We start from the raw sequence: 21,956 nt of genomic DNA, 5'->3' as shown, positions 1-21,956 counted from the left end.
TGCCGTGTCTGCCTGTGGAGGTGATGTCAGACACTCCGGGTCCGCCCGGGTGCAGTCGCCCACGAAGCAGGAAACCCAACCTGTGAAGGTTGGAATCCCCCGCCTTTAGGCGTGGGGAGGAAGTCAAGCCGCTCTGATCTCCCTCCTCAGCAGCCGGTGCACGTTCCCCGCGCCGATGGCCGCGACCTCCGGCTGCCCGAGCTCCGACCAGAGCAGCCGGGTGACCGCCTCGGCGGGGTCGCGGTAGGGCGCTCCGGTGCCGAAGACGAACCTGTCCGCGCCGAACCGGGAGACCAGCCACTCGAGCCCGCGGTGGGAGGACAGGTCGGCCAGCCCGATGCTCACGTTGCCGGTCCTGTCCAGCACGCCGGCGATCTGCCGCAGCCTCCGGTAGCCCACCCCGCCGACGACGATCCGCAGGCACGGGCGCGCCCGCGCGAGCGCCTCCACCTCCTGCCAGGCGGTCTGGCCGGCGTCCACGAGCAGCGGCAGCCGTACGGACTCCACGGCGTCGAGAACGGCGGCCGCGTCGGCGCCCGCGAGGTCCCAGCCGTGCTCGCGCGGGAAGGCGCGCACGGCGACCACGCCCGCCTCGACGGCGGCGCCGGCGAACCCGGCACCCGTCTCACCGCACGTGTCGGGCAACATCACCCAGCACGGGCTGAGCCTGGGCTGCCCGGCGAGCAGGCCGATCAGCTCGCGGTTGCCCCGCCCCGGATCGTGCAGCCACGACGTCATGCTGCCGACCACGGCCTCGGCGATGCCCACCCGGTCCATCGCGGCGAGCAGCTCGGCCACGGTCCCCCCGCCCACGTCGCGACGCGGATGGCGGCCGAGCATGGCGTCCGCGTCGATCAGGACCGGCCGGTCCTCGCTCATCGGCCGCCCCAGTGCTCGGCGAGCCCGTCTCGGGCCCAGCCGTGCGCCGTGAACGTGTCGGTCACGCCGCCCACGCGGACGGTGGGCGGGCTCACCCGCACGTCGGGCGGTCCGTCCCTGAACGGGAAGACGGCGACCGTGAACCGGCCGTCGCGGCGGCGCAGCCCTAGCGAGTGGATCTCGCCGTACGGGGCGGTCGCGGTCTCCGGGTCGGGGATCCTGGCCGGCCCGGTGCCGAACGTGACCTCGTCCGGCGGCTCCACGGGCACCACGAGCAGCCCCGGGCCCTGGCTGCTCGCGTAGCCGCGGCCGTGCCCGGTCCACGGCGACGTCCCGTGCAGCAGCCAGATCGCCTCCGCGTCGATCGCGTCGGTGATCAGCCAGTACGACGGCTCGCTCCGGACGAAGACGATCCGGCGGTCGTGCCTGGCCCGGTAGCCGTGGTGGTGACCGGCGAAGACGTCCACGTGCTCGCCCGCGTGGAACAGGTCGCGGGCCGCCCTGCGGTCCTCGGTGTACTCCTCGCCGGGCACGATCAGGGTGTTGTGGCCCCTGGTCGCCTGGAACCAGTCGTAGTAGCCGGGGTCGTCGTACGACGGCGGGCCGCCCGCCTCCCAGGCCAGCGGCACCCCCCAGCCGGACAGCACGAAGTCGAGCGCCGCGTGGTGGCTGTGCGGCTCCAGCTCGTGGCCGATGTACGGGCCGTGGTTGATCACGGTGTGCAGGGTGCCGGCGCGGAAGATCGTGTACGCGCTGTCCTCCAGGGCGTGCGAGCCCTCGACGGGCACGATCGCCTCACCCAGTAACCTCTCCCCGGTCCGCACCATCTCTGCGGGCCAGACCACGCCGCTGTCCTGAAGGTGCGGGACCCAGCCGCCCGACGTCGTCAGCGAGACCAGCCAGTCGTGCATGGCGCGGAAACGCGGGTGCGCCACCAGGTCGGGGTCGACGGACGCGGCCCGCTGCACGCCGCCCAGGCACATGCCGTGATAACCGGGAGAGCGCTCGTGGTGGCCGCCGTCCTCGCGCACGTCCCGTTCCAGGTGTTCCAGGATGCGCGCCCTGGCCACCTCTGCCCACCGCCCCGACTCGGGAAGGTCGGCGAACACGCGGGCGACGTGCAGCAGCTCGCAGACGGTGGCGAACTGCCAGTTGCCGTGCCGGAACTCGTCGTGCTCCTCGGCCGCCCACCTGGCGCCGCCGAGCACGGTCTTCATCATCTGCAGCCAGCACTCGTCGCTGAGCGCGGGCTCGGTGGCGAGGACGGCCAGCGCCCGGGTGACGTGCATCGACCGCGAGGACACCCCGAGGGAATACCAGACCACGTCAAGCCCGGGCCAGTCGCCTTCGACCTGGTCGCGGCTCGCGTACCACTGCCGGAAGAGGCGGTCCCACTCGCGGGCGTAGCGGGGGTCACGGGTCTGCGCGTAGGCCGAGACCAGGGGCATCATCCACCTGAGGTAGTGGAACCCGTACAGCCTGGACCGGCCGTGGCCCTTGTCGAGGAAGTCCACCTCCGTCCCGATCAGCCGGTCCGCCTCCGCCACGTCCTCGGGGCGGGGCTCCGGCCACACCGGGTCGGGCCGCCGCCACGGCCGGGCCTGCGCGACCGTCGTCACGCCCAGCTCGGCGAGCAGCGCCTCGTCGGTGATGTGCCGCATCCGCGCCGGGTCCACGTGCGGCGGCTTCTCCACGTACGTGCCGGCCATCAGAGCTTCACCGGCTGCCCCGTCCGGGCCGACTCGTGCGCGGCCGCCAGGACCGCGGTCACGTGCCGGGAGCTCTCCACGGTGACCAGCGGCTCGGTCCCGGCGAGCGCGCAGTCCACGAAGTGGTGGATGGCGTCGCGGTAGGCCCCCGCCGGCACCCCGTGCACGACCCGCTGCAGCATGTTCCTGGGGTAGGCGTAGCCGTCCTCGGTGGCCAGCTGGATGTTCTCCTTCTGCCGGTCGAGCTGGATGACGCCCGTCTCGCCGGCCACGGTGACGTAGCTGTCCACCATGGTGGGGAAGGTGTTGGGGTAGATCCAGGCCGACTCGAAGGTGGCGACCGCGCCCCGGCCGAACCTGGCCTGGATCTGCATGGCGTCGGGGGTGTCGATGCCCCGGCCGCGCAGCTTGCCGTATCTGGCCGTGGCGAACACCTCGACGACCTCGTCGTCGTACAGCCAGGTCATCAGGTCGATGTCGTGGCTGGACAGGAACCAGGCGCAGGTGGTCCGGTCGGCCCAGCCGATCATCTCGGTGGGCACGTGGATCGTGTCGTCCTTGCGCGCGTAGCCCACGACCGGCTCGCCGATCATCCGCATCTGCTCCTTGGCCTGCGCGTACGCCGGCACCCAGCGGTGGTTGAACAGGCACATCGCCACCACGCCTGCCGACCTGATCGCGGCGACGGCGCGGTCGGCGTCGGCCACGGTGGTGGTGAACGGCTTCTCGACCAGGATGTGCACGCCGGCGCGGGCGGCGGCCACCATGACGTCGGCGTGCAGGTGGTCGGGTGTGGTGATGGAGATCGCGTCCACGGTGCCGGAGTCGAGCAGCTCCTGGTAGCCGGGGTAGACGGTCGCTCCCGGAGCGTGCTCGAGCGGCCGGCGGGCGACCGCGGTGATCTCGGTTCCGGGATGGGCGGCGAGGACCTCGGCGTGGCCGCGGCCCATCAGGCCGGCGCCGACGATCCCGATGCGAAGTTCAGGCAAGTGCGTCATTCCATCGTTTCTCTGCGGCGTCGAGTGCTTCCCCGGCGCTCTGGGATCCCTGGAGGAAGGCTCTGACCTCTTCCATGAGGTATTCGGCGAGCTCGGCGTCCTTGGTGGTGCCGAGCGGGATGTACTGCAGCTGGGGCAGCCCCTCGACGATCACCTGGCGCGCGACGGCCATCGGGTCGTCGCCCGCGGCCTGGGTGAAGAAGGGGTCCTTGGTCGAGGAGACCGTGGACGGGTAGATCGGCACGATCTTGCAGAAGGCGAGCTGGTTGACGCCGTTGGTGAAGAACTTGATGAACTCGGCGGCGGCCTTCTTGTGCGTGGAGGCCTTCGGGATGGAGAAGGCCTGCTGCGCGAGCAGCAGGTAGCCGCCGGTGTTCATCTTCACCGGCTCGGTGATGACGAGGTCCTTGTAGACGTCGGGGGCGTTCTTCTGGATGTTGAGCAGTTCGGCGGCGTTGGCCATCGGCTTGAAGGCCACCTGGCCGTTCTCCAGCGACTGCGGCAGGTTGCGGATGTCCTTGGAGATGGCGCCGGGCGCGATGCCGTGCCTGTCGTAGCTCTTCTTGAACATCTCCAGGACGGCTACCGCCTCCGGCGTGTTGAACGCCGCCTTCTTCTTGTCGTCCGTCAGCAGGGAGACGCCGTGATAGCGCAGCGCGGTGTGGTCGGGGATGGCGTTGGTGCCGTTGACCTCGGTCTCCTCGTAGACCTTGTCGGCCAGCGCGAGCGCCTCGGCGAAGGAGGTGGGCGGCGCCTTCTCGTCGAAGCCGGCCTTGCTGACGACCGACTTGCGGTACATGGCCACGGGGGAGCCGCCGTTGTACCACGGCACGGCGTAGAGCTTGCCGTTCATCCGCATCGGCTCGACCAGGTTGGGCTGGAAGTCGGCCAGCTCTTTCTGGCCGAAATAGGCGTCGAGCGGCTCCAGCGACGGGACGAACCTGCCCAGCTCGACCGAGTTGACGTTGACCGCGTCGGGCACGTCGCCGCTGGCGACGGCGGCGAGCAGCTTGGTCGCGCTCTCCTGGCCGGGGACGTCCACCCACTTGATGCTGACCTTGGGGTGTTCCTTCTCGTACTGGGCGATCAGGCCGGTGATGTAGTCGCTGTAGTTCTTCTTCAGGTTGATCGTCCAGAACTCGACCTCACCCTCGAAAGGCTGGTCGTCCGCGGGCACCGCGGCGGTCTGGGGCGACGTGCCGGCGACGCAGCCGGCGGTGAAGAGGGACAGCGCCAGCGCGCCGATCGTTAAGGCACATCGAGTCATCTCCGCGAGCCTCCTGCAAGATATGGCCGTCCTTTATCGCCACTTTCGGCACCATGTCAGTCTCGCGACAGAACGTCAAGAGGCAGGTATTGACCATGTCGATCAGCCGAATGTACGCTTCCCCAAATTCTGGCCAGCCTTTATCAAATCTTAGGACGGCAAAAAGGAGGTGATGCGATGGCCGCCGGCCGGATCCCGGGGCAGCGGTGGTACACGCCCTACCTGTTCGTGATCCCGGCACTCGTCCTGTTCGGCGTGTTCTTCGCCTGGCCGGCGATCACCGCGATCCAGTTGTCGTTCCTCGAGTACGACGTGGTGTCGCAGCCCGTCTTCATAGGGGTGGAGAACTTCACCAGGATCGCCGGAGACGGCAGGTTCTGGACCGCGCTGCTCAACTCGCTGCTCTTCCTGGTGGGCATGTTCCCGCTGCTGGTGGTCGTGCCGCTGCTGCTGGCCGTGCTGGTCAACCAGAGACTCCCCGGCATCAGAACGTTCCGGATGCTCTACTACCTGCCCGTCGTGACCTCGATGGTCGCCGTCGGCGTCGCCTGGGAGTACGTCTTCCACCAGCAGGGCGTGCTCAACTGGATCCTCACCGGAGCCGGCCTCCTCGACCAGCCCATCCAGTACCTCCTCGACCCCTTCTGGGCGCTGCCCGCGCTCGTCCTGGTCGAGGGCTGGAAGAGCATGGGCTTCTACATGATGATCTATCTGGCCGGGTTGCAGACCATCCCCACCAACCTGTACGAAGCCGCGAAGGTCGACGGCGCCACCGCCTGGCACCGGCTGCGCCACATCACGGTGCCGCTGATGGTGCCGTACATCGCGGTCGCGGTGACGGTGGAGATGCTCGACGCCATGCAGGCCTTCACCTCCATCTACGTGATGACCAGGGGCGGCCCGCAGGACGCCACCCTCACCCTCGGCTACTACATCTGGTCGGCGGCGTTCGAGCACTACGAGATGGGCTACGCCAGCGCGATGGGGCTGGTGCTCTGGGTGCTGATGATCGCCATGGCCGTCCTCAACTACCGGCTCACCCGCGGACGGACGGTCATGCCATGAGCCTGCCCATGAGACTGCGACGCGCGGGGATGTACGTCCTGCTGACGGCGATCGCCCTGGTCTTCGTCGGCCCGTTCCTCATCCTGCTCAGCGCGGGGCTGAAGCCCGCCGGCCAGGCGGTCTTCTCCTTCCCGCCCGACATCGTCCCCCGGCCGCCCGTGCTCGACTGGGCGGTCGAGGCCTGGACCGCCATCCCCTTCCCCACCTACCTGCTCAACTCGGTGATCTACGTCGGCGTGACGGTGCCGCTCTACATCGTCGTCTCCGCGTTGTGCGCCTACCCGCTCGCCCTGATGACCTTCAGGGGCAAGAACCTCATCTTCTTCGCCATCCTGTCCACGATGTTCCTGCCGAGCGAGGTCATGCTCATCCCCAGGTTCCTCGTGGTCTCCGAACTCGGGATGGCCGACACGTTCGCCGGGGTGATCCTTCCCGGGGTGCTCTCCGCCTTCGGGATCTTCCTGCTCCGTCAGACGTTCGCGGGCGTGCCCCGCGAGGTCGTGGACGCCGCCCGCACCGACGGCTGCCACGAGCTGCGCATCTTCTGGCACGTCATGCTCCCCGCCGCCCGCCCCACCCTGGCCATCCTCGGCATCTTCGGCTTCATCTCGGTCTGGAACAGCTTCATCTGGCCGCTCGTGGTGCTGAAGGACTCGGCGAAATACCCCGTCGCGCTGGGGATCGCCTATCTCGCCGGAATCACCGGCACGGATGTTCGCAGCCTGGCGGCCGGAACGATCATCTCGATCATCCCGGTCGTCATCGTTTTCATGATCATGCAACGGCACGTACTCGAAGGCATGCGCGGCGCGGTCAAGGGCTGACGCCGCCGGAGGTGATGGATCGATGGTGACACGCAGGCAGTTCGGTCTCGGCGCGCTCGCGATGGGCGTGCTGGGCACGGCGCAAACGGGCATGGTGCACACGGGCACGGCTCGCGCCTCGGCGGGCCACGACTACACGGCGCGGGAGACGTTCGACCTCTTCGAGCGGGCCTTCCACGAGAGCGGCGCCGTGGGGCAGCCCACCGACAACAACGAGCACGGCGGCCTGGCCTGGGGCCAGTCCTACGTGCTGGCCGGCTTCATCCGCATGTACGAGGCCTACCGCGACACCCACTACCTGGACCGGCTCGTCACCAACATCGACCTCGTGCTGGGCAACCGCGACTCCGAGCGCGACGTCGCCGACTATCGCGGGGAGTCGCTGCCCGCGTGGCGCGCGATGCACCCCTACACGGTCGGCATCGCCGAGCTGAAGGACTCGACCGGCCGGCCCGTGCTGGAGGTGCGCAGCTCGCTGTCCTACGCCGACCTGACCACGGCGACAGTGCGGGCGGGCAGCACCGGCGACCGCTTCACCTTAGAGGTGCGGAACAGCAGGAACGACGCGGTTGCCACCTTCACCGACCTGTCCATGGACCCCGGCTCCCCCGACTACGCCGTACGCAAGATCCTCGACGCCTATCCGACGCCCACCCAGGTCACCGCCCGCGACCTGCACGAAGAGGGCACGGCCCCGCCCGTCCAGGGCGCGACCAGGCTCGTCTCCCAGCCGGTGATCTTCGCGGTGCACACCGGCATGATCACCTACCCGATCGCGTCGTTCGCCCGGATCGTGATGCGTACGCCGAAGCTCCACGCCGACCCGCGCTACCGGGCCAAGGCCGCGGAGTATCTCGAGGCCGCCAAGGCCGCGGCCGCCGTGCACGACCGCGAATGGCGGCAGGGCGACGACGGCGGCGGGCACCTCGCCTGGGTCAAGGGCACCCCGCTCGCCTACGACGGCACCGAGATGCCCACCAACCAGTTCCTCGCGCTCGGGCTCACCTACGCCGAGATCGCCGCCGCCACCGGCGACCCCGCCTACGCCGACCGGGCCAGGCGGATGGCCCGCACCTTCGCCCGCGAGCTCAGGACCGACGCGGACGACGCCTACACCTGGTCCTACTGGCCGTCGTTCGGCGCGACCTACCGGGGCTTCGCCGCCGCCGACGGCATCTCCGAGTTCACTCCGTCCGGCCGTGGCGCCAAGCAGATCGAGGACCTCAGCCACGGCGCGATCGACGCCGAGTTCGCCGCCCTCGCCTTCCGCCACGGGCTCGGCTTCAAGGGCGCCGACATGGCCAGGTTCGCCAGGACCTACAGCAAGAACATGGCCACCACCGACCCCGACGGCGTGCCGACCACGTTCCTGCGCGTCGACGGCACCGGCGGCCTGGCCTCCGCGGGCCAGTATCTCCAGGCGCCGCGCTGGATGGCCGTGGCGCAGTGGGACCGGGTGGTGTTCGACCACTCCAGGTCGATCTACGAAGCCCGGGCCCTCGAACCCAGCCAGGGCTCCCACATCGCCGGCGTGGCCTACCTCAACTGGCAGGCCCGCCGGCAGGAGTGACGGCCCTATCGGGGAAAGGAGGCGGCGGCGGCCAGGAACGCGTCATTGGCCTCGGGAGAGCCGATCGAGACGCGTACGCCCTCCTCCGCGAAGGGCCGGACCGCCACGCCCTCCGCCGCGCACGCGGCGGCGAAGTCGAGGGTGCGCCCGCCGAGCCGGAGCCAGACGAAGTTGGCCTCGGTGGGCGGCACCGTCCAGCCCTGCGCGAGCAGTGACTCCCTCACCCGGGTGCGCTCCTTGACCACCTGCTCGACCCGGTCGAACAGCTCGTCCTCGGCCTGCAGCGAGGCGATGGCCGCGACCTGCGCGAGGTGGTTGACCGCGAACGGGATGATCGTCTTGCGCACGGCCGACGCCACCGGCTCCTGCGCGATCATGTAGCCGACCCGCAGGCCCGCCAGCCCGTACGCCTTGGAGAAGGTGCGCAGGACGCAGACGTTGGGCCGGTCGCGGTAGAGGGTGAGGCCGTCGGGGACGTCGTGGTCGCGGACGTATTCGTGGTAGGCCTCGTCCAGCACGACCAGCACGTGCTCGGGCACCCGGTCGAGGAACGCCTCCAGCGCGCCGCGGCGGATGGCCGTGCCCGTGGGGTTGTTGGGGTTGCACACGAACACCAGGCGCGTGCGGTCGTTGATCGCCTCGGCCATGGCGTCGAGGTCGTGGTCCTCGCCGGCCAGCGGCACCCTGACCGAGGTGACCCCGGCCAGGTCGGCGAGGAGCGGATAGGCCTCGAAGGAGCGCCACGCGTAGACGACCTCGGCTCCCGGCTCGCCCACCGTCTCGAACAGCTGCTGCGCGACCGTGACGGAGCCGGCTCCGAGCGCTACGTGCTCGGGCGGCACGGAGCAGCGCTCGGCGATGGCCTCGGTCAGCCTGACCGAGGCGGGGTCGGGATAGCGGTTGATCTGCCGCGCCCCCTCGGCGATGGCCTCGACCACGGACGGCAGCGGATCGTACGGCGTCTCGTTGGACGACAGTTTGTACGACCGCCCGTCGGGAGCCGCTACGGCCTTGCCCGCTTTGTACGGGGCCATGGTGTCGAGAATCTGGCGGAAACGAGGCATGGCCCAACTGTAGAAGGCGCGGCGCGGGGAAGCATCACCCCGTCCGGCCTTCAGCGGAGCTTGACGAGGGACGCCTGGACGAGCCTGGCCGTCCTGTCGCCGGCGGCGAATCCGGGCCGGCGCACGGTGACGGCCACGCGCACCCAGACGTCCGACGAGCGGAAGGAGATGTCGGTCCGGTAGAGCTGCCCGCGGAACGAGAAGGGGGTCTTCTGGGTGAAGCTGTACGCCTCGCTTCCGACCTTCGGCCCCTTGCGGAGCCTGGTCCCTGGAACGCGTTTGGGCTCCTCCTTCATGTACTCGACCGACTGGTCGTGAGCCATCTTGACGCCCCAGGCACCCATGCGGCTCGCCGCGAGGCTCACGTTGCTGCCGTCGTCCCGCTTCCAGGAGCAGTTGGAGGCGACGATGTACTGCCGTTTCGCCGGCCCGCCGAGTATCTTGCGCACCTGCGCGGCGGTCAGCAGGTCGCAGGCCTCGAAGTCGCGGGTGGTCCGCTTCGGCGCCGGGGAGGAAGTGTCGACCGGTTCCGGCACGGAGTAGGTGGGGCGGGGCGCCGCGAGGTAGCCGATCACGCGGATGAGGTTCGGCATGATCGGCACCATGGCCACCGCTGCCGCCGTGACCAGCGCCACCGCGATCGCGGTGCCCACGACGACCCGCCGGCGGGGGCGGCGGGTCAGGCGGCCGGGCGCGGTCCGCTGCCTGTGCAGGGCCGGGTCGGTCGCCGGGTTGCCCTGGGCGATGGCGTCGAGCCAGCCGGCCACCTGGTCGGGGGTGCAGCGCCGCGCCGGGTCCTTGTCGAGGAGGGCGGCGAGCACGGGCTCGAGCGGACCTGCCCGCCTGGTCGGGGCGGGCTCCTGCATCAGCACCGCCGCCATCACGGCGGCCTGGTTGGGGCGGGCGAAGGGCGGCGCGCCCTCCACCGCCGTGAAGAGCGTGGCGCCGAGCGACCAAAGGTCGGCGAGCGGGCCGTCGGCCTCGCCGCGCAGGCGCTCGGGGGCGATGTAGCCGGGGGAGCCGCTCAGGAACCCGGTCTGGGTGAGCTCGGCGTCTCCGGCGACGCTCGCGATGCCGAAGTCGGTGAGCAGCACCCGCCCGTCGTCGGTGAGCATGACGTTGGCGGGTTTGACGTCCCGGTGCAGGACTCCTGACCCGTGCGCGGCGCCGAGCGCGTCGAGCATCCGCATGCCGATCCAGGCGACCTTGTGCGGCGGCAGCGGCCCGCCCTCGCGTACGGCCTGGTCGAGGGAGCGGCCCTGCACCAGCTCCATGACGATCCACGGCCGCCCGCCGTCGAGGACGACGTCGTGCACGGTGACGATGGACGGATGGGAGCGCAGGCGCGCCGCGGCCCGCGCCTCGCGCAGCGTGCGCTGGGTCAGCTCCTCCCGCGAGGCCGCGTCGAGGTCGGGCGGCAGCTTGACCTCCTTGACGGCGACCTCCTGCTGGAGCAGCGCGTCCATCGCCCGCCAGACCGTGCCCATGCCGCCCTGTCCGAGCTCCGCCAGCAGCCGGTAGCGGTCCGCGAGCAGCGGCGTCACCGGCCCGTCACCCGGGCCGTCACCCGGCCCATCACCCGGGCCGTCGCCGGCGTCTCGGGCTCCCCCGCCATCCGCCGCCTCCCATCGATGTCGCGACCGGCACGCACATTGACATGTGATCTTACGGGCGTACAGGGCCGAATGTCCGGTTTTCGGGGTAAGCGCGAGCGCGTCAGTCTTTGAGGGTGCGCAACATCGGGGGGTGGAGCAGTTCGGCCGGGCCCCGGCGGTAGAGCTTGGCCGGGCGGCCGCCGTCGCGGGTCGTGGTCGCGCCCGTCTCCACCAGGAACCCCTCGGCCTTGGTGACCTTGCGGTGGAAGTTGCGGGGGTCGAGCAGCCGGCCCCAGACGATCTCGTAGACGCGGCGCAGGTCGGCCACCGTGAAGTCGGGCGGGCAGAAGGCCGCCCCCAGAGGGGTGTATTCCAGCTTGGAGCGGGCCCGCTCGACGCCGTCCTTCATGATGCGGCGGTGGTCGAAGGCCATGACGGCGAGCGAGTCGACCGGCTGCCAGCTCATGTGGGCCTTCTCCGAGGCCGGCAGGTCGGGGGCGAGGCCGAGGTAGGCGACGCTCAGCACCCGCTGGCGGGGATCGCGGTCGGGATAGCCGTAGGTCTGGAGCTGCTCCAGGTGCACGGGCGCCCCCGGCAGGCCGGCCCGCTCGGCCAGGATGCGGTGGGCGGCGGCCGGAAGGTCCTCGTCGAGCTGGATGAAGCCGCCGGGCAGCGACCAGCGCCGCAGGAACGGCGGGTTGTCGCGACGCCACACGAGCGCGCTCAGCGCCTGGTTGCGCACGGTGAGCACGACCAGGTCGACGCTGACCGGGATGCTCGGGACCATGGCAGGCACGTTACACGCAGCCGCGGACGGGGAGCGAACGGTGCGGCGACCCGCCGATCAGGTGTCGATCCGCACGTGTAACGGCTCCGCCGTCGACTGTCCTGACGGCACCTTCACCCCGATCTTGACCCACTCGCCGGCCGGCACCTGTGACCAGTTGAACGGCACCCACGCGGTGACCATGCCCTCGGGCAGTTCCTCCAGCGGGTCCTCGTCGAGCCAGCCGACCGCGGACACCACCAGCTCCTGAGTCCCGCCGGACCACTGGATGGTGACCGTGCCGCCCTGGAAGTTGTAGCCGCGCACCTCCACGCCGTCCTGGACGTCACGCCCGCGGCGGATCGCGTCGACCGCGATGGGCCGCCGCCAGTCGGCGGTGATCTCGCTCTCCAACGACGGCTGACCGCACGTCATGAAGTCGCTCCACATGTAGGAGACGATCTTCTGCACGTAGCGCCCGGCCATGGTCACGGCCTGGTCGAGCCGTTTCTTGTCGGTCTTGCCGCGCGTGCCGTGCGGGGCGCACGGCTGGTCGCCGGACGGCTCGAACGCCTCCACGTTCGCCCACAGCTGCACCTCGTAACCGGCCACGAGCAGCTCTTCGCGGGCGATCGACATCTCGCGGTAGTAGTCGCGCGTGGAGCCGTGGTAGGCGGTCTCGTACGTCGACTCCCCCACCACCGGCCGCAGCCGCTCGTCGACCTCGCTCTCGCGCTCGTCGGGCCAGAACAGGCCCACCTTGCCGGTGCCGCGGCTGTCCTGGGGCGCGATGATGCCGACGCCCGTCTTGGTCAGCGCCCTGAACCCTTCAGCCACCTGCTTGGGCGTCTGGCCGAACGCCACCCGCTTGCGGGCGTCGAGATAGGGGCTGATCAGGATGGGCTTGCCGGGTAACTCCTGCTCCACGATCCGGTGCTGGTCGGCGTAGACCTCCAGCGTCGGATTGTCGGCCAGGGTGTCGGACATCTGGACCTCGAACGGCTGGTAGACGCCGCCCAGCGACTCGCGCTCGGCGAAGCGCACGCCGTAGTCCTGCAGGATGCGCCGCGTCACCGTGGTGAGCGTGCCGATGTGCTTCCTGTTGGCCCTGGTCGGCGTCTCGGGGTCGCGGGGCGCGAGCGGCAGCGCGGGAAAGACCCGCATGCCGAACTGGTCGGCCAGGTCGAGCAGCTCCTTCAAGCTGTCCGTCGGCTTGCCCGCGATCAGGATCATGTCGTAGGAGGTGGCCCTGCCGCTGAAGTCGCACGTGGAGTCGTCCGAGCCGTCCGGCTGGGTGATGAGCCGGAAATAGGTGCGCTTGGGCGTCTGGATGGCGTGTTCCATCTCGGGGCAGCGGAACAGGGCCTCGCCGAACGACTCGTCGGTGCGGTAGACGTACGTGCGGCCGATCCGGTTGCCGGGGTTGGCCTTCCTCAGGTCCCGCTCGGCCGCGTCGTGGCAGGTCAGGCCGTCCTCTTCGCACGCCTCATACAGCGAGTCGAGCTCGCCGTCCTTGGTCTTGATCTCGCCGGAGCCGGTGACGGGACGATATTGCAGTCCGTAGCCGATCCTGATGATCGTGTCGCCGCCGACGCTGTGGATCTCCTGCAGCTGCTTGCGCCAGGTGCAGGGGTTGGACTTGGGGGTGATCCAGTAGCCGGTGACGGCGTAGGGGGCCTGCTCCTTGGTCTCGAACGTTCCACACCGGTCGGTGACCGCGCTCACCTTCGGCGTCGGCTCGGTGCTCGACGGCTTGGGCGTGGCCGGCCCGGCGACCGGGTCCTCCGACGAGAAGGGGAGCACGATGATCGCCGCCGCCACCACGGCGAGAATGGCCGCGCCCACAGCGAGGAAAAGCCAGCGCACGTTCAGGTACCTACCGCCCTTGAAGGAGAACCGTTATCGGCTGACGCCCGCCCACGACTCCAGCTGGGCTACGAACCTCTTCGCGGAGTTGGGCCAGTGGTGGTTGGCGCGGGCCGCCGCGTAACCGCGCGCCCCCTGCGCCCGTCGCTCCCGCACGTCGTCGCGGAGGGTCAGCACCGCCTGCGCGACCGCCTTGGGGTTTTCCCACGGCACGACGACGCCGCTGTCGTAACGTTCGACCAGCTCGACGGCGCGCGGGGAGGGGGTGGTGATGACGGGGATGCCGTGGGCCATGTACTCAACGATCTTCGTCGGCATGGAATGCCGGTAGTTGGGCTCGTCGTGGAGTAAGGAAAGCCCCGCGAGCGCCCCGTCAAGCCGCTTGAGCGCCTCGTCGTTGGGCATGAAGTCGCGCCATTCCAGCAGGCCCTCGGTGACGGCCTGGTTGAGCATCGGACGGCTCTGCGGGTCGGCGTACCCGATCAGCTCCACGGCCACGCGGTACGGCTGCAGCAGCTTGGCCACCTCGACGGCCTCGATCACGCCCCTGGCCCGCGACAGCCAGCCGAGATAGACCACCCGGTCGTCGCCGGGAGGGGTCACGGAGTCGGGCACCCAGGTCTCGTTGGGCACGATGGGGTGAGCGTGCTCGAACCGGCCCGCGTACGCCGTCTCGGCCAGCATCAGGTGCATGTGACGCTCGGCGGTGCCTTCGAGCATGCGGGCCATGAAGCGCACGGGCGGCCGCAGGAGCGAGGGGAGCCAGGGCTTCAGCGAGAGCGTGGCCGGGGTGTCCTCGTGCACGTCCCACACCACGGGGGGCCGGTTGCGCATGCCCCACACGGCGAACAGCAGCTCGGGGTCGTGGATCAGGACGAGGTCGACCTTGTCGCGCATGCGCTTGAACAGCCGCCGGGCGGCCAGCACGGCCGACAGACGTTTGCGCTGCGCGGCCCTGGGCAGATCGACGCCCGTGACCCAGGGACGAGGGACGACGCCGAAAGCGGTGAACGACGCCGCGTACGTGACCTCATGACCGGCGTCCACGAGAGCACGGATCTGCCGATGCAGGATCCTCGCGTCCTCGGGGTTATGCACCACCGTCATGACGAGCACGTGCACTGCGCGCAGCCCTCCGTCGCTACAGCCGCTCGACGCGTTCACCCTCGGCGAGAACGCCTCGGGTGTCCAGCACGAGCTTGGCTTTCGCCTCGACCATGTCGAGGTCGAATGCGGCGTGCTGCTGCAGGAGCAGCGTCACGTCCGCGTTGGTCACGGCCTCGGCGAGATCCTCCTCACGCGGCACCGCGGTGCCGTCGACCGACCACTCCTTGACGTACGGATCCGCGAACGAGAGCTCCGCCCCCAGCTCCAGCAGCGCTCGCGCCACTGGGAGCGCCGGGGTCTCACGCTCGTCGGCGATATCCGGTTTGTAAGTGACGCCGAGCATAACCACTTTGGCGCCGTTCACGGGCTTCTTGTTGCTGTTCAGCAATCGTTGGACGCGCGCCACCACGTACGACGGCATCCGCTCGTTGATCTCCTGCGCCAGCTCGACGAACCGGAACGGGTAGCCGAGCTTGCGCACGGTGTAGGAGAGGTAGGACGGGTCGACGGGGATGCAGTGCCCGCCGACGCCAGGTCCTGGCAGGAACTTCTGGAAGCCGAACGGCTTGGTCGCGGCGGCCTCGATCGACTCCCACAGGTCGATGCCGAGCTCGTCGCAGAAGATCGCCATCTCGTTGACGAGGGCGATGTTGACGTGCCGGTAGGTGTTCTCCAGCAGCTTGGCCATCTCGGCCTCGCGGGTGCCGCTGACCGGCACCACCTGCTCGATGAAGCGCCCGTAGAACGCCGTCGCGCGGTCGCGGCAGGTGGGCGTGTAGCCGCCCACGACCTTGGGGGTGTTGCGCAGCCCGAACTTGGCGTTGCCGGGGTCGATGCGCTCGGGCGAGAACGCCAGGTGGAAGTCCTCGCCCGCGACGAGCCCCGAGCTCTCCAGCAGCGGCCTGGCCACCTCGTCGGTGGTGCCCGGCCAGGTGGTGGACTCGAGCACGACGAGCGTGCCCTTGCTCAGGTTGCGGGCGACGGTCTTGGTGGCGCCCTCCACGGCCGACAGGTCAGGACGGTGGTCCTCGTCGAGCGGGGTGGGCACGCAGATGACGATGGTGTTGCTTCTGGCCAGCACGGTCTCGTCGAGGGTGGCGCTGAACCCGTTGGCCAGCATGTGTTCGAGGTCCGCGTCGGTCAGGTCATCGATGTAGGACTGCCCGGCGTTGAGCGCGTCGACCTTGCGGGGGTCGACGTCCACGCCGACGACCCGCAACCCGGCGCCCGCCGCCTCTTTGGCGAGCGGCATGCCGACGTAGCCCAGACCGATGACAGCCAAGTCGATTTCTGTCACAGCTGTGCCTTAGGGAGCCGGAAACAACACTTCATGGTCGCAAAGGTTATCTCAACTCCACCTAGCTCACGCCTAATGCGACCGAACCCGTCGTAAGAGACAGCCAACACGAAGGTCATCATTCGGCAAGTGACCGGTATAGAGCTTGATAAGTCTCGGCAACCCGGCTCCACGTGCGCTTCGCCGCCACTTCGGCCCGCCCCGCCTCGCCCATCTCCGCCCGCTTGGCGGGATCTTCCCTGAGCCCGGCGAGTGCCTTGGCCAGCGCGGCAGGATCGCCGGGCGGCACGAGCATTCCGGCGCCGTCGGAGCCGACGAGCTCGGAAAGCGCGGGCAGATCGCTGAGTACGACGGGTTTGCCGAGCGCCATCGCCTCGACCGGTTTCAATGGCGTAACAAGTCGGCACACACGAAGGTCCTCGCGCGGGCAGACGAAGATGTCGATGGCGTCCTGCGCCTGCAGCGCCTCCTCGGGACCGACCCGTCCCGGCAGCACGGCGTCGCTCAGACCCAGCTCGTCGACCAGCTCAAGCAGGGTGTCGCGCTCGGTGCCGTCGCCGACGATGAGCACCCGCACCGGGGTGCGGTCGTCACGCAGGAGCGCGGCGGCCCGCAGCAGGGTGGCGAACCCCTCGTAGGCCACGATGCTGGACACCGACCCGACCACGATCTCGCCGGGCTCGATGCCGTGCGCCTGCCTGAACGAGGCGCCGTCGTAGTGGACCGACAGCAGCGAGTCGTCCACGGCGTTGGGCGCCAGGTGGATCTTCTCCCTGGGCACGCCGCGCTCGACGATCTCGGCGGCCATCGTCTCGGCCAGCGTCACCACGGCGTCCGCCTCGCGCATCAGGAACGCCTCGCGCTCGCGCTGGAGCACGTGCCGCTGGCTGCCGACGCGGATCGGGTCACGCGAGGCCCAGGTCTCCTCCAGGAAGCCGCGCACCTCGTAGACGAACGGCGTGCCCGTCCTGTCGCGCACGGCGTGGGCGATCGAGCCGTTGCGGTGGTCGGTGGCGGCGTGCACGACCTGCGGCCGCAGCTCGGTCACCAGCTTGGTGACCCCGTCGGCGCCCCTCGTGATGCGGCCCTGGGTCTCGAACGGCATCTCCCCGTGCCCGTCCGGCAGCAGCCGGTAGTAGGGGATGCCGTCGATCTCTTCGTACGGGGCCGCGTCGGCGTGACCCTGCAACATCGGCCAGCCCCAGCTCGTGACCACGTGCGGGTCGATGCCGGCGGCCTTCTGCGAGGTGACGATGCGGTGGGTGCGGACGGTGTAGCCGGCCTGCGTGTACGGCAGCGCGTTGGTGACGACGTGCAGCACGCGGTTCTCGACCCGGCTCAGGATGGCCACCTTGGGCCCCGGCGGGATCGGGTCGGGGCTGATGGCGGCCAGCTCGCCGCGGTAGTAGGCGGCCCTGCGCTTGACGAAGGGGTATTTGGTGTGCGCCTCGAGCACGGCGGCGGCCTCGCTGACGCGGCCGGCGTCCCAGTGGGTCTTGGCTTCGTTCCACGGGCCCTTGACCACGCGCATGCCGAACTTGCGCACCATGCGCCGGGCCCGCCGCGCGGCCGGCCAGGCCACGCTGCCCACGATGGGGCGCATCCGGGGCGGGAGCGTGTCGGCGGCGGCCTGGGCCACGCGGACGGGGTCGGACCTGACCTTCGTCATGACCACCCGGGAAACGATGATCGGGTGCTGGACGAAGCCTTTGAGAAGTCCACCGACGCCGGCACGGGCGGACTTCGCGGAAACCCTGTCGGATGAGCGGGAGGAGTCTTGACGACTGGCGTCGGATGCCACGCGGTGACCGTACCATAGGCAGCGTTTTTTCCCTTCCGCTATGAAAGGCGAGGTCAATGAGGGAGAACCCCCTGGTCCTGCACGTATTGGGTGCTCGTCCCAATTTCGTGAAAGCGGCCCCGGTGGTCCGGGCACTCGGTGAACTCGGCGTGCGGCAGGGCATCATCCACACCGGTCAGCACTATGACGCGCTGATGTCGGACGTGTTCTTCGCCGATCTCGGCCTGCCCGAGCCGGTGGCGAACCTGGGCGTCGGCTCGGGCACCCACGCCAAGCAGACCGCCGCGCTGCTCGTCGGCCTGGAGGAGGTCGTGCAGGAGCAGGAGCCCGACCTGGTCGTGGTGTACGGCGACGTCAACTCGACGCTGGCCGCGATCCTCGTCTGCGCCAAGCTGGGCGTGAAGACCGCGCACGTGGAGGCGGGGCTGCGCTCGTTCGACCGCGGCATGCCGGAGGAGGTGAACCGGGTCGTCACCGACGCGCTGGCCGACGTGCTGTTCGCCACCTCGCCTGAGGCGCTTTCCTACCTGGCGTCCGAAGGCGTGCCCGCGTCCAAGGTGCACCTGGTGGGCAACCCGATGATCGACAGCCTGTACGCGGCCCTGCCCTCGCTGGACCCGGCGCCCGTGGTGGAGCGGCTCGGCCTGCCCGAGCGCTACGCCGTGGCGACCCTGCACAGGCCGGCGAACGTGGACACGGTCGAGGCCGCCAAGGAGCTGGTCGACGCGGTTCTGGACGTGTCGCGGCAGATCCCGCTCGTGGTGCCCGTGCACCCGCGGGGCAAGGCCCGGCTGGCCGCGGCGGGTCTGGACGGCCCGTCGGTCAAGGTGGTGGATCCGCTGGGTTATGTGGACTTCCTCTCACTCGTACGCGGGGCGGCGCTGGTGATCACCGACTCCGGCGGCGTACAGGAGGAGACGACCGTGCTGGGCGTGCCCTGCCTGACCGTCCGGCCCAACACCGAGCGGCCGATCACGATCACGCACGGCACGAACCGGCTGGTCACGCCCGCGCTGCTGCCGGCGGCGGCGGAGAAGGCGCTGGCCGACGGCGCCTCGACGCCGGCGGGCGAGCTGCCGGTGTTGTGGGACGGCCAGGCCGGCCCGCGGGTCGCCAAGGTGATCTCCGCCTGGCTCAAGGGGGACAACCTGGCCCCCGCCTCTCAGGGCAAACGCCCCGAATAGTGGCCATTTCCGCCGTAGCATGATGTACCTCCGCTGAGCGTTAGGCGTCCACCATGGCCGAAAATCCCCGCGGGGGGCAGGCCCCCCGCGTTCCCCCCGCACATCTTGGTGCTTCGCACGATTCTTCTCACCCCGAACCTTCCGGGTTCGTGTTCCAGCGACTCGGCCCCGTCAACTGGCTGCCCGAGGACCGCAAGGTCGTCGAGCGGTACGAGGCGGAGCTGAGAGAGCTGCGGCGGCGGCTGGAGATCGCCGAGGCCAAGGCCGCGTATGCCGGCTGGAAGCTGGAGGCCACGCAGGCCAAGCGCACGTTCAAGCTGGGCGAGGCGCTGGGCTCGAAGAGTCCCGGGAAGATCGTCGAGGCGGTCAGGTCGAAGCAGAAGGCCCCCAAGCCGCCCACGCCCGTCACCGAGGTCGTCGAGGCGGCGAGCAACCGGCCGCCGCTGGTCGAGGTGCCGGCGGTGAAGTGGCCGTCGGGCCCGGTCAACAGGCCCGACCTGAAGGTCGCGGTCATCCTTGACGACTTCTCCAGGATGGCCTTCCGCTACGAGTGGGACCAGATCGAGTTCGGGCTCAAGGACTGGCCGGAGATCTTCGCGGAGAAGCGGCCCGACCTGCTGTTCTGCGAGTCGGCCTGGCACGGCAACCAGGGCCGCTGGCGCTACCAGATGACCGGCACCAACGCCCCCAAGGAGCCGCTGCGCGACCTGGTGGCCTGGTGCCGTGCGGAGGGCATCCCCACGGTCTTCTGGAACAAGGAGGACCCGCCGAACTTCGACTTCTTCATCGACACGGCCAGGCTGTTCGACTACGTGTTCACCTGCGACGGTGACATGTTGCCGAAATATCGCGAAGTTCTAGGACATGACCGGGTGGACGTGCTGCAGTTCGCCGCCCAGCCCCGCGTGCACAACCCCATCCAGCAGCGCCAGGGCCGCCTGCACGACGTGGTGTTCGCCGGGATGTACTTCCGCGACAAGCACCCCGAGCGCCGCGAGCAGATGGAGACCGTGCTCGACCCGATCAGGGAGCTGGGCCTGCACATCTTCGCCCGCAACGGCGAGGTGGACGAGAAGTACGCCTGGCCGGAGAAGTACCGGCCGCACATCGTGGGCGAGCTGCCCTACGACCGGATGCTGGCCGCGTACCGGATGTACAAGGTCTTCCTCAACGTCAACTCGGTGCTGGACTCGCCGACCATGTGCGCCCGCCGTGTCTTCGAGCTGTCGGCCTGCGCGACCCCCGTCGTGTCGGGGTGGTCACGGGCGATCGAGGAGACCTTCGGCGGGCTCGTCCCGATCGCGCGCGAGCCGGTCGAGTCGTACAACCAGGTGCTGCACCTGATCAACAGCCCCGAGCTGCGGGCCAGGACGGGCCACCTGGCGATGCGCGACGTCTTCGACAAGCATCTGTTCTCCCACCGCGTCGACCAGATCCTCCAGGTCCTCGGGCACCAGGTGCGGGCGCGGTCGCGCTCGATCTCCGTCGTGCTGCCCACCAACCGCGCCTCCCAGATCGAGCACGCGATCTCGTCGGTGGCCCGCCAGATCCACCGGCCGCTCCAGCTCGTCATGGTGCTGCACGGCCTGGACATCGACCCGGTCGTGGTCGCCGACAAGGCCCGCATGGCGGGCATCACCGACGTCGTCGTCCTCCCGGCGGACGCCTCGCTCTCGCTCGGCGCCTGCATGAACCTGGGGATCGGCGCCGCCGAGGGCGACCTGATCGCCAAGATGGACGACGACAACCTCTACGGCGAGCACTATCTGTCGGACCTGGTCAGGGCGTTCGACTACTCCGACGCCGAGCTGGTCGGCAAGGGCGCGCACTACGCGTACTTCGAGGGCATGAACACGACCATGCTGCGCCTGCCCGGCCTGGAGCACCGCTACTCGTTCCTCGTCCAGGGCGGCACGTTCCTCGGCAAGGCCGACATGTTCCGCTCGTACGGCTTCGCGGACATCACCCGCGGCGAGGACACCGAGCTGGTACGGCGGCTGAAGGAGGACGCCGTCAAGATCTACTCGGCGGACCGCTTCAACTTCGTCTACTGGCGCAGCGCCGACGCCTCGATGCACACGTGGCAGGCCGACCACATCAAGCTGACCCGCAACGCGCAGTTCTCCTTCGTCGGCCGCCCTGACGACCACGTGCTCATCTGACCCGTCAGGCGACCTGTTCGAGGTTCTTGTCGGCGAGGCGGGCCAGTTCGTACAGGCCCTGCGCCTTCACCTTCTGGCCGACCACGAGCATGCTCATGACCACGGTGCCCCGCCTGATCATGACGGAGCCGATCTGCGCGTTCTTCTCGCCGCCCGCGGCCGAGGTGAGGTAGGCGCGCGACTCGTCGCCCTTGCGCGGCATCTTCAGCGTCCTGGTCTTGTACGTCACCTGCGTGCCGCCGACGTCGGCCGTGTAGGAGGCGCACTGGCGCGGCAGCGGCTTGGGGAAGGACTCCGACGGCAGCGACACCACCGCCTGCGTGATCGAGCCGCGCTCGGCGGCGAACGCGATCACAGCGGCGGGCGCCCCCGCGATGTCGGGCTGCTCGATGTCGAGCTGGGCCGCGCCCGCGCACTCCGGCCGCTGCAGCTTGGCCTGGCGCAGCGCGGCGATGCCCTGCTGGGTGGACTTGAGCGTGCCGAACGCGCCGAGCTCCGGGCCGTAGGCGACGTGCATGCCGTCGGGCACCGGCAGCAGGGCGGCGCGGAGTTTGGCCGAGGCGGCGGACGGCGAGGACGCGGACGCCGAGGCGGCGGGCGCCTGCGGCTCCTCCCCGGAGGAACATCCGGCAAGGGCCAGCATGCCCAGACATATGCCAGAAATGGTCTTAAGCATATACGCTCCAATTCACTCGCGCGGCATTGTCGAAAACGCTAGAGGAAGCGGGGAGTACGCAGCCGGGCAACGTCGCTATTCGCGGAATTCAATGGTTTCGCGGCTTTCTCCGGTTCTGGGGCATAC

At 69.7% G+C, this 21,956-nt stretch carries 17 protein-coding genes; 5 read left to right on the top strand and 12 right to left on the bottom strand.

Annotated elements, in window-relative coordinates; all coding sequences use genetic code 11:
- Positions 1–123: 123 nt before the first annotated feature.
- The 4 genes from E1292_RS00955 to E1292_RS00940 are packed head-to-tail and all read right to left on the bottom strand — an operon-like array spanning position 124 to position 4,853.
- The gene (locus E1292_RS00955; RefSeq protein WP_132590953.1) at positions 124–879 is read right to left on the bottom strand and encodes an amidohydrolase family protein; all 756 of its coding nucleotides are present in this window, start codon (positions 877–879) and stop codon (positions 124–126) included.
- Positions 876–2,588: a heparinase II/III family protein gene (locus E1292_RS00950; protein ID WP_132590951.1), complete on the bottom strand. Its 1,713-nt coding sequence runs from the start codon at positions 2,586–2,588 to the stop codon at positions 876–878. The genes E1292_RS00955 and E1292_RS00950 overlap by 4 nt, the downstream gene beginning before the upstream one ends.
- Positions 2,588–3,586, bottom strand: coding sequence for a Gfo/Idh/MocA family protein (locus E1292_RS00945; RefSeq protein WP_132590949.1), 999 nt, complete (start codon positions 3,584–3,586; stop codon positions 2,588–2,590). Before E1292_RS00945 ends, E1292_RS00950 begins: the two co-directional genes overlap by 1 nt.
- Positions 3,570–4,853: an ABC transporter substrate-binding protein gene (locus E1292_RS00940; protein WP_132590947.1), complete on the bottom strand. Its 1,284-nt coding sequence runs from the start codon at positions 4,851–4,853 to the stop codon at positions 3,570–3,572. The genes E1292_RS00945 and E1292_RS00940 overlap by 17 nt, the downstream gene beginning before the upstream one ends.
- Before the next feature lie 177 nt (positions 4,854–5,030).
- On the opposite strand from E1292_RS00940, the gene E1292_RS00935 reads away from it, so the two are divergent.
- Genes E1292_RS00935 through E1292_RS00925 form a run of 3 tightly spaced genes read left to right on the top strand, consistent with a single transcriptional unit; the run spans position 5,031 to position 8,312 of the window.
- Entirely contained in the window at positions 5,031–5,918 is an 888-nt protein-coding gene (locus tag E1292_RS00935) for a carbohydrate ABC transporter permease (RefSeq protein ID WP_132590945.1), read from the top strand.
- An 8-nt stretch (positions 5,919–5,926) separates the two neighbouring features.
- Positions 5,927–6,742: a carbohydrate ABC transporter permease gene (locus E1292_RS00930; RefSeq protein WP_246089825.1), complete on the top strand. Its 816-nt coding sequence runs from the start codon at positions 5,927–5,929 to the stop codon at positions 6,740–6,742.
- A gap of 22 nt (positions 6,743–6,764) precedes the next feature.
- Positions 6,765–8,312 (top strand): hypothetical protein, encoded by a 1,548-nt coding sequence (locus E1292_RS00925; RefSeq protein ID WP_132590941.1) that lies wholly within the window; start codon positions 6,765–6,767, stop codon positions 8,310–8,312.
- A gap of 5 nt (positions 8,313–8,317) precedes the next feature.
- Here E1292_RS00925 and hisC read toward each other — a convergent pair whose 3' ends face one another.
- From hisC to E1292_RS00890, 7 genes are all read right to left on the bottom strand, one after another.
- Positions 8,318–9,376: a histidinol-phosphate transaminase gene (gene hisC, locus E1292_RS00920; protein ID WP_181958169.1), complete on the bottom strand. Its 1,059-nt coding sequence runs from the start codon at positions 9,374–9,376 to the stop codon at positions 8,318–8,320.
- 50 nt (positions 9,377–9,426) lie between these two features.
- On the bottom strand, positions 9,427–10,920 hold the full coding sequence (locus tag E1292_RS52455; protein WP_246089823.1) for a serine/threonine-protein kinase: 1,494 nt from the start codon (positions 10,918–10,920) through the stop codon (positions 9,427–9,429).
- A 172-nt stretch (positions 10,921–11,092) separates the two neighbouring features.
- Positions 11,093–11,758 carry an NUDIX hydrolase gene (locus E1292_RS00910; protein WP_132506484.1) on the bottom strand — a complete coding sequence of 222 codons (666 nt, stop codon included), beginning with the start codon at positions 11,756–11,758 and terminating at the stop codon, positions 11,093–11,095.
- Between the two features lie 57 nt (positions 11,759–11,815).
- On the bottom strand, positions 11,816–13,603 hold the full coding sequence (locus E1292_RS00905; RefSeq protein ID WP_132590939.1) for a DUF4434 domain-containing protein: 1,788 nt from the start codon (positions 13,601–13,603) through the stop codon (positions 11,816–11,818).
- A 33-nt stretch (positions 13,604–13,636) separates the two neighbouring features.
- Positions 13,637–14,725: a glycosyltransferase gene (locus E1292_RS00900; RefSeq protein ID WP_132590937.1), complete on the bottom strand. Its 1,089-nt coding sequence runs from the start codon at positions 14,723–14,725 to the stop codon at positions 13,637–13,639.
- A gap of 19 nt (positions 14,726–14,744) precedes the next feature.
- Positions 14,745–15,992: a nucleotide sugar dehydrogenase gene (locus E1292_RS00895; RefSeq protein WP_281283995.1), complete on the bottom strand. Its 1,248-nt coding sequence runs from the start codon at positions 15,990–15,992 to the stop codon at positions 14,745–14,747.
- 133 nt (positions 15,993–16,125) lie between these two features.
- Positions 16,126–17,676, bottom strand: coding sequence for a glycosyltransferase family 4 protein (locus E1292_RS00890; protein ID WP_246089828.1), 1,551 nt, complete (start codon positions 17,674–17,676; stop codon positions 16,126–16,128).
- Between the two features lie 188 nt (positions 17,677–17,864).
- Here E1292_RS00890 and wecB point away from each other — a divergent pair, with 188 nt between their 5' ends.
- A complete protein-coding gene (gene wecB, locus E1292_RS00885; RefSeq protein WP_132590931.1) occupies positions 17,865–18,992 on the top strand; it encodes a non-hydrolyzing UDP-N-acetylglucosamine 2-epimerase in 1,128 nt (375 codons plus the stop codon).
- A gap of 149 nt (positions 18,993–19,141) precedes the next feature.
- Positions 19,142–21,154 carry a glycosyltransferase family protein gene (locus E1292_RS00880; protein ID WP_132590929.1) on the top strand — a complete coding sequence of 671 codons (2,013 nt, stop codon included), beginning with the start codon at positions 19,142–19,144 and terminating at the stop codon, positions 21,152–21,154.
- 4 nt (positions 21,155–21,158) lie between these two features.
- Here the strand turns inward: E1292_RS00880 and E1292_RS00875 are convergent, their stop codons facing one another.
- Entirely contained in the window at positions 21,159–21,797 is a 639-nt protein-coding gene (locus E1292_RS00875; protein ID WP_132590927.1) for a hypothetical protein, read from the bottom strand.
- Between the last annotated feature and the right edge of the window lie 159 nt (positions 21,798–21,956).

The sequence above is a fragment of the Nonomuraea deserti genome, from assembly GCF_004348685.1.
Lineage (GTDB): Bacteria > Actinomycetota > Actinomycetes > Streptosporangiales > Streptosporangiaceae > Nonomuraea > Nonomuraea deserti.
This window is presented reverse-complemented; position numbering and strand designations above follow the sequence as displayed.

Coding starts and splice junctions, on each gene's coding strand:
- wecB (WP_132590931.1), top strand. CDS start 17,865: ATGAGGGAGAACCCCCTGGTCCTGCACGTATTGGGTGCTCGTCCCAAT.
- E1292_RS00890 (WP_246089828.1), bottom strand. CDS start 17,676: ATGACGAAGGTCAGGTCCGACCCCGTCCGCGTGGCCCAGGCCGCCGCC.
- E1292_RS00935 (WP_132590945.1), top strand. CDS start 5,031: ATGGCCGCCGGCCGGATCCCGGGGCAGCGGTGGTACACGCCCTACCTG.
- E1292_RS00875 (WP_132590927.1), bottom strand. CDS start 21,797: ATGCTGGCCCTTGCCGGATGTTCCTCCGGGGAGGAGCCGCAGGCGCCC.
- hisC (WP_181958169.1), bottom strand. CDS start 9,376: ATGCCTCGTTTCCGCCAGATTCTCGACACCATGGCCCCGTACAAAGCG.
- E1292_RS00910 (WP_132506484.1), bottom strand. CDS start 11,758: ATGGTCCCGAGCATCCCGGTCAGCGTCGACCTGGTCGTGCTCACCGTG.
- E1292_RS00925 (WP_132590941.1), top strand. CDS start 6,765: ATGGTGACACGCAGGCAGTTCGGTCTCGGCGCGCTCGCGATGGGCGTG.
- E1292_RS00955 (WP_132590953.1), bottom strand. CDS start 879: ATGAGCGAGGACCGGCCGGTCCTGATCGACGCGGACGCCATGCTCGGC.
- E1292_RS00945 (WP_132590949.1), bottom strand. CDS start 3,586: ATGACGCACTTGCCTGAACTTCGCATCGGGATCGTCGGCGCCGGCCTG.
- E1292_RS00950 (WP_132590951.1), bottom strand. CDS start 2,588: ATGGCCGGCACGTACGTGGAGAAGCCGCCGCACGTGGACCCGGCGCGG.
- E1292_RS00930 (WP_246089825.1), top strand. CDS start 5,927: ATGAGACTGCGACGCGCGGGGATGTACGTCCTGCTGACGGCGATCGCC.
- E1292_RS00940 (WP_132590947.1), bottom strand. CDS start 4,853: ATGACTCGATGTGCCTTAACGATCGGCGCGCTGGCGCTGTCCCTCTTC.